Source organism: Halococcus thailandensis JCM 13552 (genome assembly GCF_000336715.1).
Lineage (GTDB): Archaea > Halobacteriota > Halobacteria > Halobacteriales > Halococcaceae > Halococcus > Halococcus thailandensis.
In genome coordinates, this window is the sequence record NZ_AOMF01000174.1 from 243,815 (window position 1) to 258,061 (window position 14,247).

The following is a 14,247-nucleotide window of genomic DNA, read 5'->3' on the forward strand; positions in this document are numbered from 1 at the left end:
AGTCACCGGCACCGCCGCCGTTCGACGAGCGGTCCGGGAGTGATCATGACGAAGGGAACCAACGGAGAGACCTCCATTCCGTCCGGTCGGCCCTCTCGCCGGCGCTTTCTCGCTGCCACCGCTGCCGGCGTGACCGGTCTCGCCGGCGTCGGAAGCATCACGGGTGCACGCGCCCAGTCCCAGCCCGAGACGATCCGCCTCGGCGGCGAGACGACCGGCTGGGTCGGTCGCAAGCCCTCTGGGATTCAGGGGACGACCAACCCAACGCTCGAACTCGACGTCGGAACGACCTACCGACTGACGTGGAAGAACGTCGACGGCGCACAGCACAACGTCGCCCTGCTCGACGGCGAGGACGCCGTCATCGAGCGCACCCAGTACATGTCCGACGAGGGGCAGACCCAGACACTGGAGTTCACGGCGACCGAGGCGATGGACGAGTACGTCTGTCAGGCCCACCTCAACTCGATGCGCGGCGACATCAAGCTGTCGAGCGAGAGCGGCACGTCCGAAACGACGACGGAATCGAGCGAGCCGGAAGGGTTCTTCCCGACGGGCCCGACGGTCAGGACCGATACCGTCGTCGACGGTGGCCTCACCGCCCCGCTCGGGCTCGAAGCCCCGCCCGGCGAGCGCGACGCGTTCTTCGTCGTCGACCAGATCGGCGTCATCCGGCGGTACGGAGCCGACGGCAGCGGCGGCGATATCTTCCTCGATGTGCGCGATCAGCTCATCGACTTCGACAACCTCCCCGAGATCAAGACGATCGACGAACGCGGGCTGCTCGGGCTGGCCTTCCATCCGAACTTCGCGGACAACCGGAAGTTCTACGTCCACTTCAGCGCCAAATCGCGCCCCGGAACGCCCGGGAACTACACGCACACGCAGGTCATCGCGGAGTTCGAGGCCAACGAGGACGTGACCGGGGCGGTCGCGGACTCCCAGCGGACGGTGCTCGAAATCCCCTCGCCGTACTACACCCACAACGGTGGGGCGATCGTCTTCGGGCCCGACGACTACCTGTATATCGGCATCGGCAACGGCGGCGGCGCGCTCAAATCGTCGAAACAGCCCGACGACTGGTACGATGCGAACCTCGGCGGTAACGGCCAGGACGTCACCGAGAACCTCATGGGATCGGTGCTGCGCATCGACGTCGATGGCCGCGACGGCGACAAGGCCTACGGCATCCCCGACGACAACCCGCTCGTCGGCGACGAGGGCCTGGACGAACACTACGCCTGGGGCTTTCGCAACCCGTGGCGCATCGGCTTCTCCGACGGGAAGCTGATGGCGGCCGACGTCGGTCAGCGCCGGTACGAGGAGGTCAACGTCGTCCGGAAGGGCGGCAACTACGGCTGGAACGTCCGCGAGGGCGGCCACTGTTTCGTCGCCACGCAGGGATCGGACCCGTATCGCGCCAACTGTCCCACGAAGACGCCGCCGAACGTCCGCGGCGGGGAGCCGCTCATCGATCCCGTGATCGAATATCCGCACACCTACGAGACGAACGGCGTCGGTGTCGCCGTCATCGGCGGCTACATCTACCAGAACGCGACCATTCCCGCTCTTCGAAACAAGTACGTGTTCGGCGATTACAGCAAGGACGGCACACCACGCGGATCGCTGTTCGCCGCCACGCCCGTCGAGGGTGACTCGTGGTCGGTCGAGGAGATCTCGATCGGCAACGACGAGAACGGCGAGCTCGGTGCCTATCTCCTCTGTGTCGCCCGCGACAACGACGGCGAGCTCTACGCGCTGACGACCGACAATCTCGGTGTCGAGGGTGAGACGGGTGCCGTCCATCGTCTTCGGCCACCGGAGGCCGAGGAACGCTCGACCGTGACGACCGAGACACCGGCTCGACCGGCGACGGCGACGGCGACTCCCGAACCGACGCCAACGCCGACCGCAACGGCGACGGCGACGCCGACCGAGACGACGAACGAGTCGGACACGGCACGGACGGGCGAGAGCGGCGGTATCGTGAGCGGCGACGGGCCGGGGTTCGGCATTCTCGCCGGGCTCGCCGCGATCGGGCTCGGCGTCGCACGCCTGCTGGGTGGTGACGACCGATGAGCCGCCGTGGCCGTTCGACCCCGTCCCAGCACCGCGACGATCCGACCGACGACAACGAGACACCAATGAGAACGAACGCCGCGACAGCCCGACACGCAACGACCCGCAGACGATTCCTCCGCACGAGCGCGGCGGCCGGTGCGCTCGTCGGTTCGGGAGGGATCGCGGCTGCACAGTCCCAGCCGACGGAGATCCGCCTCGGCGGCGAGATCGGTGGCTGGAAGGGTCGCAAACCCGAATCGATCGCCGACGAGAGCAACCCGACGCTCCAGCTCGACGCCGGCGTCGACTACCGCATCACCTGGAAGAACATCGACGGCCAGGGCCACAACATCGCGCTGCTCGACGGCAAGGGCGAGGTGCTGAAACGCACCGAGGTGATGAACGAGCAGGGTGCGACCCAGACGATCGAGTTCACCGCGCGCGAGGAGATGGCCGAGTACATCTGTGAGCCACACCGAAGCTCGATGCACGGCTCGATCGCCTTCGGCGAGGAGACGGTGACCCAAACCACGACCGAGAGTGGCGACGACGGCTCGTCGTATTTCGGTGACGGTCCGACGGTGCGCACCGAGACGGTGACGGAGGGAACGCTCACCGCACCGCTCGATTTCGGCGTCCCGCCAGGCGAGAGCGGCCGCTACTTCATCGTCGATCGCATCGGACAGGTCTACGTCCACGAATCGGGCAGCCTGAACGACGAGCCGTTCATCGACGTGAGCGACAAACTGACCGAGATCACCGGCGAGATGGGGCTGCTCGGGATGGCGTTCCATCCGGATTATGGGGAGAACCGGAAGTTCTACCTGCGATACAGTGCCCCTTCGCGCGAGGGGACACCCGACGAGTTCTCGCACACCGAGGTGCTCTCCGAGTTCGAGGCGAGCGAGGACGGTTCGACGGGGAACGTCGACTCGGAACGGACGATCATGGAAGTCCCATCGCCGTACGACACGCACAACGCCGGGGCGATCGTCTTCGGGCCCGACGACGGCTATCTCTACGTGGCGATGGGCGACGGTGGTGGCGCACACGACACCGATCTGGGTCACGTGAGCGACTGGTACGACCGCAACGAGGGCGGTAACGGCCAGGACGTCACCGAGAACCTGCTCGGCTCGATCCTGCGCATCGACGTCGACAGCCAGGAGGGCGACAAGGCCTACGGGATTCCCGACGACAACCCGCTCGTCGGCAAGGACGGACTGAACGAGCAGTTCGCTTGGGGATTCCGTAACCCGTGGCGGATGGGCTTTTCCGACGGCACGCTGTTCACCTCGGACGTCGGCCAGAACGGGTTCGAGGAGATCGATATCGTCGAGAAGGACAAGAACTACGGCTGGAACGTCCGCGAGGGGACCCACTGTTTCAAACCCGGTCCCGAAGGCAGTCGCAACCCGCCCGAGAACTGTCCGAGTAAACTCCCGTCGGACGTCCGCGGCGGCGAACGGCTCATCGATCCCGTGATCGAGTATCCACACAGCGCCGACGGGCAGGGTGTCGGTTCGGCAGCCATGGGCGGCTATCTCTACCAGCGCGATGATATCCCCGAGCTCCAGGGCGACTACGTCTTCGGTGACTTCCGTAAATCGAAGGAAACCGAGACACCGACGGGATCGCTGCTGGCGGCCACGCCCGCCGAGGACGACGGTCTCTGGGACGTCGCGGAGCTCTCGGTCGAAAACACCGACAGCGGGTTCGTCGGCGGTTACATCCTCGCGATGGGCCGCGACAACGACGACCGACTCTACGTGTTGACGACCGCGAACACGGGCAGCGAGGCGACCGGCGCGGTCCATCGGATCGTGCCACCTCAGTCCCAGGGAGCGACCGCCACCGGCAATGCGACCGCCCCAAATGGCTCGGCGGCGACTCCGAACGCGACGGCCGCCACGAACACGACGGCCGCCGGGACGACCGGGGTCGGCGGTCGGACAGACGCCACACCATCGTCGACTGACGGGAGCCCACGGACCGCAACCGAGGGGACACAGGCGGACGGCGAGAGTGGCGTGTCGGCGGGGACGAGCAGCGACTCCGGCCCCGGGTTCGGCGTTCTGGCGGCGCTGTCGGGGCTGACGATCGGTGCGGCCCGGTTGCTGTCCGGGCGCGAAGAGTAGGATTTTACAGCGCGTCGCGCTCGAACGCCGTTTCGACCTCGATATCGAGTAGCTCGGTGAGCGTCGGCGCGACCGCCCGTGCGTCCACGTCGTCGGGCACCGAGTCGGGGGCCGCCGGACCGCCCAGCCCGTAGAACCCGTCGACGTCGGCGCGGCCGTGCGAGCCACCGACCTTCGAAGCATCGAGCGAGACGAGCCCCTCGTCGCCGAAGAACAGCTCGACGGGGTCGAAGCCCGGTTTCGCGTGAATGTCCATGTCGCGGGCGTAGTAGGGTGCGTTCGCGTCGTCGAACCACCAGTAATACTGGAACCAGCCAGATTGCTCGGCGACGCAGACGAGATCGCCGGCGTTCGGGTGGGCGACGCCGTACTCCTCCTTACCCTCGTCGCCGAGTACGCGCTCGACGCCATCGAGTCCGGTGAGTGCGTCGCGCGCCTCGTCGACGACGTCCTCGTCGGCGTAGACGTGAGCCACCTGATGATCGACCAGCGCGAACGCCCGCGAGTTCGGGAGGTCGATCTCCTCGCCGCCCTCGCCGTCGTCCTGGACCGAGAGCAGTCCCGCCTCGCGCAGCGCGCGGTTCGGGAACACGGGTGTGTCGACGTCGTGGAAGCCGTATTCGCTGACGACGTTCACTGCCGTCTCGCCCCAGCGCTCGTCCGCGCGCAGGAAGTCGAGGAAATCGCCCACGAGCTCGTCGGCGACGCCGATTGCCTCGCGGAGTTCGTCGCTGCTCGCGCCGTGGGCCAGCCCCGCGTAGTCGAGATACGGGATGTAGATCCAGAGCAGATCGGGATCGTAGCGGTCGATGGCCTCGCGGGCGGCGTCGAGGATCCAGGCCGTCGATTCCTCGTTCGCGCCGGGACCCCAGTAGGTGTGGAGCGGGAAGTGGCCGTACTCGGCTTCGAGTTCGTCGTAGAAGTCGTCGGGGTTGGTCCAGCAGTTCATTTCTAATATATTGTTCTCCTCGTCCTCGATCGGCGAGGGCGTGAGCGCGACGTCCGCCGTCGTGCCGATGAGATGCTGGAAACAGAGCACGCCGGTGGTGAGCCCCGCCTCGCTCGCGCTCTCCCAGAGGCGATCCCGGCTCTCGCTGTCGCGCTCCCAGAGCGCCGCCGTGTCGTTCTCCCGGTCGTACTCGCCGTTGGCCACGTCGCCGTGGTTTGCGGGCGATTGACCTGTGGCGAGCGTGCTCTGGACGGGCAGCGTGACGGCCGGAAACGGCGACTGGAGATCAGCACGCGCGCCGTCGTCAACGAGATCGGCGATGTTCGGCGCGAGCCCCGATGCGACGTGCTCGCGTTCGAGCCCGATCACGTCGAGGACGATCGCCCGCCCCGCGTCGCCGTCAGTCATCGTCGCCCTCCGCGCCGACCGCGGTCGGCTGTCTGGTGTGCGCTTCGACGTACTCTTCGAGCATCCCGAACTGTTTCGAGAGGTCGTGTTCGTCGACGCCGAGCGGCGCTTTGAAGAAGGAAGCGAGCTGCGGTTGGAGGCCGCTCTCGCCCTGTTCGTCGGCGAACGCGAGCAATCGCGCGAGATCGAGCACGAGCGGCGCGGCGAGCGCCGAATCGGAGCCCTCCCAGGTGAACTGGAGTTTCATGTCGGTATCGAGGAATCCCCGAAAACGGATGTCGTCCCACGCGGTCTTCCAGTCGCCGAGCGCGGGCGTGTAATCGATCCTGACACGGTTGTGGGTGTCGTGATCGAGGATGCCGTCGAGCACGCCACCCTTGCTCGCCAACTTTCCAGCCTTGTTCGCATCGTCTTCGAGCACCTCGCCGTCGCCGTTCCCGAGGATGTTGTGACCCTCCCACGACCGCACGCGAAGGTTTCGCTGGGCGAACATCGGCGCGAGCGCGGACTTCATCAGTGTCTCGCCCGTCTTGCCGTCCTTGCCCATGTGCGGAACGCCCTCGCGCTCGGCCAGCTCTCGGAGTCCACCGAGCGCGTTCGCGGCGTTCGGCGTGAAGTTCACGAACGGATGTCCGCCGGAGAGGGCGGCGTAGGCGTACAGCGAACTCGCCGGCAACGGCTCGTCCTCGTCGAGCGCACGTTCGACGGACTCGATCGAGTCGTACTTCTCGGGAGCGGCCGGCAGCGGCTCCGAGGAGGCGACGTTGATGACAACTGCTCGCTCCAGATCGTTGTCCTCGCGGAATCGCTCGTAGTCGTCCTGGATATCCCCGACGATCGTCCGCAGCGAGAGCGACTCGTCGGTTCCCCCGTCGGCAATTTCCGTGACCGCCTGCCCGCAGTTGCGTGCCGTGCCGGTCTCAATGCGCTCCTCGATCGTGGCGAGATCGTCGCGAACGGCGTCGAGCGTCGCGTGGTCGGGAATACCGTTGCGCTCCGCGAGGCGCTCGGCCGTCTCGACGACGCTGCCGTCCTGGACGTCGTGACCGCCGAAGACGAGCGAGTCGATCTCCGGGAGATCGAGATCCGTACACGGCGCACGCTCGGTGACCATCCCTGTCGTGTCGGTCGCGCCGCGGGCGATGGCACGCGCGCCGATCATCGCCGTCGTGGCGACGTTCCCGCGTGCGCCGACGAGCCAGACGCCGATGCTCGCGCTCATCGCGACCACCCCACCGTCGTGGCGCTCGATCGTTCATCCCGACTCGATTGCGATTCGCTCCCCTGTGTTCCGATCGGCTCGGACGTCCGTCGCTGCATCCCCTGAAACCAGGGCTCCGAGACACACCTACTTTGTGATGTCGGCACCGAACTGTCCGATCGTCGACTTGATTTTTGAAAGCCAGCACCCACACTCCGTACGGCAGCCGACTCCAACACGATGAATCCTGACTCAAACGAGAACCGCAACAGCCCACATACCTCCCCAACCGACTGCGCTCCTCGCTCGCTCCTCTCGCTGCGGTGCTCATCCCTCGCGCAGTGTTCGCGCTCGTGCTCACTTCGTTCGTACACGAGCGCGAGCACGCGCCGACCGCCACGACGAGGATCGGATCGCGACCCGAGAATGTACGATCAGTACATAGTAGTGCGTCCGGCACCCACTCGTGGCTATGGAGATCATCGACCCGCACATGCACATGGTCTCGCGCTCGGCCGACGACTACCGGCGCGCGCGTCGGGCCGGCGTCGAGTGCTGCATCGAACCCGCGTTCTGGAGTGGCACGGACAAACAGCACGCGGGCTCGTTTTTCGACTACTTCGAGCAGATCATCGACTTCGAGACCGCGCGCGCCGAGCGCGCCGGTGGGATGGATCACTACGTCACGATCGGCCTCGAACCGAAGGAGGCGAACTACCGCGAGATGGCCGAAGAAGTTCTGGACCGCCTACCGGAGTATCTCGACCGCGAGAACGTCGTCGGCCTCGGCGAGATTGGCTTCGATCAGGGTACCGACGACGAGGAGTGGGCCTTCCGCACCCAGTTGCGGATGGCCGAGGAGCGCGAACTCCCCGTCATCATCCACACGCCACACACGGACAAGCTCGCGGGCACCGAGCGGATCGTCGACATCATCGAGGACGAAGGTGTCACGCAGGAGCGTATCGTCATCGATCACAACACCGCAGAGACGATCGAGACCTCCCTCACCACGGACTGCTGGGTCGGCTTCACGCTCTACCCGGGCAAGATCGAGGACGAGGCGGCCATCGATCTCCTCGAAGAGTACGGCACCGACAAGATGCTGTTCAACAGCGCTGCCGACTGGGACCCCTCTGACCCGCTCGCGGTCCCCAAGGCACGCGACAAGATGCTCGATCGGGGCTGGGATCGCGAGGACGTGAAGAAGGTCGTCTTCGACAACCCCTACGAGTTCTTCGATCAGTCGCCGAACTTCACCTACGAGCGATGAAGTTCGGGTTCTCCGCGAACGCGTTTCGGGAGTACGACGCGCGCGAGACGATCGAGATCGTCGCCGACGCGGGCTACGACGGCATCGAACTGTTGTTCGACGAGCCACATCTCTACCCGCCCGACGCGGGCGAGGACGAGATCGAAGAGATCAGGCAAGCGCTCGCCGCGAACGATCTCGCCATCGGCAACTGCAACGCGTTCATGCTGACCGCCATCGAGGGGTTCCACCATCCCTCCTACATCGAACCGGACACGGACTACCGCCAGGAGCGCATCGACTACACGAAAGCCGCCCTCCGGACGGCGGCCGCGCTCGGACATGGATATATCTCGATCGAGCCTGGTGGCCCCATCCCGGAGGAAAAATCCCGCGAGTGGGCCGTCGAGACGTTCGTCGAGAGCCTCGAAGAGGTCCTCCCGGTCGCAGAGGAGGTGGGGGTCGATCTCCACGTCGAACCCGAACCCGACCTCCTCATCGAGACTTCGGAGGAATTCTTGGAGTTCGCCGAGCGCATCGACCACCCACGGATTCGCTGTAACTTCGACGCGGGCCACCTGTTCAGCGTCGGCGAGGACCCCATCGAGGCCTTCGACCGACTCGCAGAGTACGTCGACCACGTTCATCTTGAGGACATCCCCGAGGATCGCCGCCACGAACACACCCAGCTCGGCGACGGCGCACTACCGATCGACGAGTTCCTCGATGCACTCGATTCGCGGGGGTACGACGGGTTCGTGACGGTCGAACTCTACCCCTACGAGGAGACGGCGGCCGAGACCGTTCGCGAGGCGATGGCCTACCTCGAAGACGGTGGGTGGGTCTGAGGGAACCACGCGCGAATCCGGATCGCGCGGGAAACTCGCGGCTTACGCGGCGCTGGTGCGCGTGCCGAACCTCTTCAGCGCACCGCCGGACGTCCTACTTGGTGGCGCGCTCGTCGCCGCCACAGGTAGAGCGGTTTCGATACCTGCACTCGCCGGGCTCGCGGTCGCGTCGGTGCTGCTGTACGCCGGCGGAACGACGCTGAACGACTACTTCGACGCGGTGATCGACGCGCGCGAGCGTCCGGAACGACCGATTCCGTCGGGCGCGATTCCACGACGGACGGCAGGCGTTCTCGGTGCGGCGCTGCTGCTCGGCGGCGTGCTCGTCGCGCTCGGGACGGCCGGACCACGAGCCGGCCTGTTCGCGGCGGCGCTCGCAGCCGTCATCGCGCTCTACGACGGCGTTCTCAAGGGCACCCCGGCTGGCTTTCTCGCGATGGGTAGCGCGCGCGGACTCGACGTGTTGCTCGGGACGGTGGCGGGGACGACGGCAGCGGCAGCCGCGCTCCCCGCGTGGGCGCTCGCGATCCCGGTCGTCGTCGCGCTGTATATCGCTGCCGTGACGTACATGGCCGACAACGAGGCGACGACGACCGAACGCGGCGCGGTCGCGGCGGCGGCCGCCGGCGTGTTGCTGGCCGTTCTCGGCGTGCTCGCAGCGGTCGTAACCCTGGGGCCGTCGCTCGTTCGAATCGTGTCCGCCGTCGGCCTCGCTGGCGGCTTTCTGGTGTGGACCGGGCGCGCGCTTGGGCCGGCGTACGCGACCCCCCGGCCCGATACCGTCGGCCCGGCGGTCGGGACCTGTATCCTCGCGCTCGTCGTGCTCGACGCGGCGTTCGCGGCACTCGCGGGCGTCGGCTGGGCGCTCGCCGTCCTCGTCTTTCTACTCCCCGCGGTCGGCCTCTCCCGCCTGTTCAACGTCTCGTAGTGCTGTCGGAAGGTGTTTCGGGAGGCCGACCCTGCCTTCCTCATGGTCGAACTGGCATTTTCGACGAACGCCTACACGCGCCACGCGCTGCCGGACGCGGTCGAACGCATCGCCGACCACGGCTACGCCGGCGTCGAGATATTGGGCGACGAACCGCACGCCTACTTCCCCGACTTCGGCGAGGACGACCGAGATGCACTGTCGAATACACTCGACGATACGGGCATCGAGGTCTCGAACATCAACGCGAACACTGCGACGGGCTACTTCGACGACGCGCCGCCGTCGTCCTTCTTCGATCCGAGCGTCGTCACCGCCGACGACGAAGGACGGGCCTGGCGCATCGACTACACGAAACGAGCTATCGACCTCGCCGACGAGGTCGGCGCGCCGGCGGTCTGTCTCGCCACCGGTCGCCCGCTGCCCGGCAATCCACCGGAGCAGGCCTACGAGTACCTGCTCGATTCGCTCGGGACGATCTGCGAATACGCCGCCGAGCGCGACGTCGAAGTCGGTATCGAGTACGAACCCGAACTGCTCGTCGAGTGCACCGACGAAGTCCTGGAACTGATCGAGGACGTCGGTCACGACGCGCTCGGAGTCAACCTCGACGTCGGCCACGCGGCCGTCTACGGGGAGAATCCTGCGGAGGCGATCCGGCGGTGTGCGGGCCACATCACGGGCGTCCATCTGGAGGACATCGTCGGCGGCGTGCGCGGCAAACACTACCACCGCATCCCCGGCGAGGGCGACCTGGACTTCCGGGCGATCTTCGACGCACTCGACGAGATCGGCTACGACGGGTTCGCCACGCTCGAACTCTACACCTATCCCGACGAGCCGGATCGAGCCGCCAGCGAGGCTTACGAGGCACTGTCGTCGTACTGCTGACTTCCTCGTCAGGGCGGAAAACGACCTGTCGTGGTGAACACCGGTTTCCATGTCGATTCCGGTCGTCGTGCGAGCGGTGAACGGGAACGTCCGATACGCTCAAACCACGGCCCCACCGGTGTCAGATATGGAGTTCCACGAGGCGGCAAACTTCCTCTTCGACCTGCGTCGGTATCCGCCCCGCCCGGGCCTGGACGCCACCGACGACCTGCTCTCCGTTCTTGACGATCCACACGGGGGGATCGCGTTCGTCCAGATCGCTGGCTCCAATGGGAAAGGAAGCACAGCCAGGATGGTCGCATCGGTGCTCCGGGAGGCGGGGCTCGACGTCGGTCTCTACACCTCGCCGCATCTCGATTCCGTCCGCGAGCGCGTCCGTGTCGACGGCCGCATGATCACCGAGAGCGCGCTCGCCGACTACGTCGCAACGATCCGTCCCTACGTCCTGGATCGGGCCGCCGACGGCGATGCTCCCACCTTTTTCGAGGTGCTCACCGGGATGGCACTCTGGGAGTTCCGCCGGCAATCGGTCGACGTCGCCGTGCTCGAAGTCGGTCTCGGCGGGCGCTACGACGCGACCAGCGTCGTCGATCCGGTAGCGAGTGCGATCACCAGCGTCACGCTCGAACACACCGATATGCTCGGCGACACAGTTGGAGAGATCGGTCGCGACATGGCCACTGTCGCGCCCCAGGAAAACGCCGTCGTCACCGCCGCAACTGGCGACGCGCGCGAAGCGATCGAAGAGAGCGCCGGCGACGCCGTGACGGTCGGTCCGAACGGCGACGTCTCGGTGACACACGAAGGTCGAACGGGTGTCGAGAGCGCCGTTCGGCTCTCCGACCGGGACTGGACCGTCGAAACCCGACTCTCCCTCCTGGGAGCTCATCAGGCCGAGAACGCTGGCATCGCGGCGGCACTCGCCCAACAGGTCACCGGCGAATTCGACGAGGTGTGTGGCGAGGAGACGCTCGCACGCGGGTTGCGCGCGGCCTACTGGCCCGGCCGGTTCGAGGTACTCGAACGCGAGCCGCTGGTCGTACTCGACGGTGCACACAACCCCGGTGCGTGCGAGCGCCTCGCCGACACCCTGGAGGAGTTCGACTTCGAGAACCTCCACCTCGTGTTCGGCGCGCTCGCGGACAAGGACCACCAGGGGATGGTCGATGCGCTGCCGACGCCCGAGCACGTCGTCGCCTGCCGGCCGGACGTCCCGCGCGCCGAGGACAACGCGGTTCTCGCGGAGGTGTTCGACGAGAGTCGCGTCGAGACCAGCAGCGACGTCACCGACGCACTTCAGACCGCTCTCGATGCCGCCGAGCCGGACGACTGCGTACTCGTCTGTGGCTCGCTCTACGTCGTCCGCGAGGCACGGACGCGCTGGAGTCGCCTCGATATCCCCAAGGCAATCGACGGCCTCGACGACGCCCGGCGCGCGATCAAGGGGACGCACGTGACCGACGCGGGAGCCTACCGAATGCGCGGCAAAGCCGTGCATCGAGCGCTGAAGACCCGCGTGCGCCCGCGACAAGCACAGTATCTGAAAGAAGAATTACTCTCGCTCGGCGGCGAGTGTTCCATCTCGGGGCTCAACGACCAAGACGAGGAGTCGCTCGACGTACTCATGCTCGCCACGCTCGCGCAGTTCAAGCGCCTCACCGAGAAGCTCGCTGGCCAGCCCTACGGGTTGGCACCGCTCGCCGACGACATCCGTGAGGCGCTCTCGATCGGCGTCAGTTCGGAAAAGCACGGCTACCCCTGGGAAGAAGGGACGGCGGTGATGGGGATTCTGAACGTGACGCCCGACAGTTTCCACGACGGCGGCGAGTTCGACACCACGGAGGCGGCGGTCCGACAGGCCGAGTCGATGATCGACGAAGGCGTCGACATCATCGACGTGGGTGGCGAGAGTACCCGCCCCGGCGCGGAACCCGTCTCGGACGAGGAGGAGTGCGATCGGGTGGTGCCCGTCATCGAGCGGATTGCCGAGCTCGATGCCCTGATCTCGATCGACACCCGGAAGGCGGCGGTCGCGCGCGCAGCGCTCGACGCCGGCGCGGACATCATCAACGACGTCACGGGGCTCGACGATCCGGAGATGCGGTTCGTCGCCGCCGACTACGACTGTCCGCTCGTCGTGATGCACAGCATCGACGCGCCCGTCGATCCCGATTCGACCCCCGAGTACGACGACGTGGTCGAGGACACGATCCGCGAACTGCGCGAGCGCGTCCTGCTCGCCGAGAAGGCGGGGCTCGATCGCGAGCAGATCATCGTCGATCCCGGCATCGGCTTCGGCAAGAGCAAGCGGGAGAACTTCGCGATCCTCGATCGATTAGGCGAGTTCCGCGCGCTCGACTGCCCGATCCTGTTCGGCCACTCGCACAAGTCGATGTTCGATCTCGTCGGCAGCGAGGCGGGCGAGCGCCTGTCGGCGACGGTGGCCGCGAGCGCGCTGGCCGCCGAGCGCGGTGCGGACATCGTCCGCGTCCACGACGTTGCCGAGAGCGTCGCCGCCGTCGGCGTCAGCGAGGCAGCGAACGCACCGAACGAATTCGACGGCTCACACGATTAGGCCGTCGTTGCGGAACTATGCGTCGTGGTTGTGGTCGCCGTCTGCATTGCTGTCGTCGTGCGTTCCGACGTTGGCTCCGCCGTCTGTGTCGTCGGTTCTGCCGTCTGACTCGTCGTCTCGGCAGTCGCAGCCGTCGCTGCCGAGTCAGTCGGAGTTGGTGTCGACGTCTCGGTCGCGGTAGCTGTCGACGTCTGCGTTGCGGTTGGCGTCGGAGTCGGCGTCGCGGTCGAGGTTTCCGTCGAAGACGGGGTTTCGGTCGCCTCCGCTGTCGGGGTGTCCGTGGCCGTCGCTGTCGATGTCGTGGTCGTCGCAGAACTCGTCGCGGTTTGGGTTTCGGCTTCGGTCGTCGATTCGTCGGTCGTCGTTTGGGTGGTCGTCTCCGTCTCACTCTGGGCGGCTGATTCCGGTGGTGGTGTATCAGTTGGTGTCGGCGTTTCGGTTGCCGTCGGCGTTTCCGTGGGGGTTTCCGTCTCGGTCGGTGTCGGGGTCGGCGTGGGCGTCTCCGTTGGTGTCTCGGTCGCCTCGGACGTCGGCGTCGCCGTGGTCGTCGGTTCCGGCGTTGGCGTTGCCGTGTCGGTCGCCGTCGGCGTCGGGGTTTCCGTCTCGGTCGGTGTCGGCGTGTCCGTTGGCGTGTCTGTTGCCGTCGGTGTCGGGGTCGGCGTCGCCGTCGGGGTGGTTTCCGCGGTTGTCGCGGTCGGCTGGACGGTCGTCGCCGTGGCGTTCGTGGTGGTCGCGGGGATCGTCGTGTCGTTCCCTGGAGCGGCCACGCCGGCGCGGTCAGCGTCGTTCGGGCCGCTCGGGCTGCCGCCGAGATAGTCGGTGACGAGAAAGCCCACGCCCGCCAGCAGGACGAGTACGACGACGACGCCGACGGCGGGCGCTAACCACTTCTCGACGTTCGAGAGCTCCTCGCGGTCGAGCAGCCCTGACTCCGATTCCGGTCCCGGTTCGATCACGGTCGCCGCCGATAGGGGCCGTTGCCTTATCTGTCTTCTC

General features: G+C 66.7%; 10 protein-coding genes. 7 read left to right on the forward strand and 3 right to left on the reverse strand.

What is annotated here, in order from left to right:
• Positions 1–45: 45 nt before the first annotated feature.
• Positions 46–2,079: a PQQ-dependent sugar dehydrogenase gene (locus tag C451_RS18755; protein ID WP_080503564.1), complete on the forward strand. Its 2,034-nt coding sequence runs from the start codon at positions 46–48 to the stop codon at positions 2,077–2,079.
• On the forward strand, positions 2,076–4,199 hold the full coding sequence (locus tag C451_RS18760) for a PQQ-dependent sugar dehydrogenase (RefSeq protein ID WP_007743085.1): 2,124 nt from the start codon (positions 2,076–2,078) through the stop codon (positions 4,197–4,199). The genes C451_RS18755 and C451_RS18760 overlap by 4 nt, the downstream gene beginning before the upstream one ends.
• 4 nt (positions 4,200–4,203) lie before the next feature.
• Here the strand turns inward: C451_RS18760 and C451_RS18765 are convergent, their stop codons facing one another.
• Together C451_RS18765 and C451_RS18770 are read right to left on the reverse strand one after the other, a co-directional pair.
• Positions 4,204–5,556 carry an alkaline phosphatase family protein gene (locus tag C451_RS18765; protein ID WP_007743087.1) on the reverse strand — a complete coding sequence of 451 codons (1,353 nt, stop codon included), beginning with the start codon at positions 5,554–5,556 and terminating at the stop codon, positions 4,204–4,206.
• Entirely contained in the window at positions 5,549–6,778 is a 1,230-nt protein-coding gene (locus C451_RS18770; RefSeq protein ID WP_049913235.1) for an inositol-3-phosphate synthase, read from the reverse strand. The genes C451_RS18765 and C451_RS18770 overlap by 8 nt, the downstream gene beginning before the upstream one ends.
• Before the next feature lie 451 nt (positions 6,779–7,229).
• On the opposite strand from C451_RS18770, the gene C451_RS18775 reads away from it, so the two are divergent.
• The 5 genes from C451_RS18775 to folP all read left to right on the forward strand — a co-directional run bounded on the left by C451_RS18775 (position 7,230) and on the right by folP (position 13,251).
• Positions 7,230–8,030: a TatD family hydrolase gene (locus C451_RS18775; protein WP_007743089.1), complete on the forward strand. Its 801-nt coding sequence runs from the start codon at positions 7,230–7,232 to the stop codon at positions 8,028–8,030.
• A complete protein-coding gene (locus tag C451_RS18780) occupies positions 8,027–8,857 on the forward strand; it encodes a sugar phosphate isomerase/epimerase family protein (protein ID WP_007743091.1) in 831 nt (276 codons plus the stop codon). Before C451_RS18775 ends, C451_RS18780 begins: the two co-directional genes overlap by 4 nt.
• Entirely contained in the window at positions 8,844–9,785 is a 942-nt protein-coding gene (locus C451_RS18785; RefSeq protein WP_007743094.1) for a UbiA family prenyltransferase, read from the forward strand. Before C451_RS18780 ends, C451_RS18785 begins: the two co-directional genes overlap by 14 nt.
• A gap of 42 nt (positions 9,786–9,827) precedes the next feature.
• Positions 9,828–10,676: a sugar phosphate isomerase/epimerase family protein gene (locus tag C451_RS18790; protein ID WP_007743096.1), complete on the forward strand. Its 849-nt coding sequence runs from the start codon at positions 9,828–9,830 to the stop codon at positions 10,674–10,676.
• 127 nt (positions 10,677–10,803) lie between these two features.
• Positions 10,804–13,251, forward strand: coding sequence for a dihydropteroate synthase (folP, locus tag C451_RS18795; RefSeq protein WP_049913236.1), 2,448 nt, complete (start codon positions 10,804–10,806; stop codon positions 13,249–13,251).
• Here folP and C451_RS18800 read toward each other — a convergent pair.
• The gene (locus C451_RS18800; RefSeq protein ID WP_007743099.1) at positions 13,248–14,207 is read right to left on the reverse strand and encodes a hypothetical protein; all 960 of its coding nucleotides are present in this window, start codon (positions 14,205–14,207) and stop codon (positions 13,248–13,250) included. The genes folP and C451_RS18800 overlap by 4 nt on opposite strands.
• Positions 14,208–14,247: the final 40 nt, after the last annotated feature.

What these genes read in the sequence shown, in the direction of transcription:
- C451_RS18755 (WP_080503564.1), top strand. Translation starts at nt 46, where the DNA reads ATGACGAAGGGAACCAACGGAGAGACCTCCATTCCGTCCGGTCGGCCC.
- C451_RS18760 (WP_007743085.1), top strand. Translation starts at nt 2,076, where the DNA reads ATGAGCCGCCGTGGCCGTTCGACCCCGTCCCAGCACCGCGACGATCCG.
- C451_RS18765 (WP_007743087.1), bottom strand. Translation starts at nt 5,556, where the DNA reads ATGACTGACGGCGACGCGGGGCGGGCGATCGTCCTCGACGTGATCGGG.
- C451_RS18770 (WP_049913235.1), bottom strand. Translation starts at nt 6,778, where the DNA reads ATGAGCGCGAGCATCGGCGTCTGGCTCGTCGGCGCACGCGGGAACGTC.
- C451_RS18775 (WP_007743089.1), top strand. Translation starts at nt 7,230, where the DNA reads ATGGAGATCATCGACCCGCACATGCACATGGTCTCGCGCTCGGCCGAC.
- C451_RS18780 (WP_007743091.1), top strand. Translation starts at nt 8,027, where the DNA reads ATGAAGTTCGGGTTCTCCGCGAACGCGTTTCGGGAGTACGACGCGCGC.
- C451_RS18790 (WP_007743096.1), top strand. Translation starts at nt 9,828, where the DNA reads ATGGTCGAACTGGCATTTTCGACGAACGCCTACACGCGCCACGCGCTG.
- folP (WP_049913236.1), top strand. Translation starts at nt 10,804, where the DNA reads ATGGAGTTCCACGAGGCGGCAAACTTCCTCTTCGACCTGCGTCGGTAT.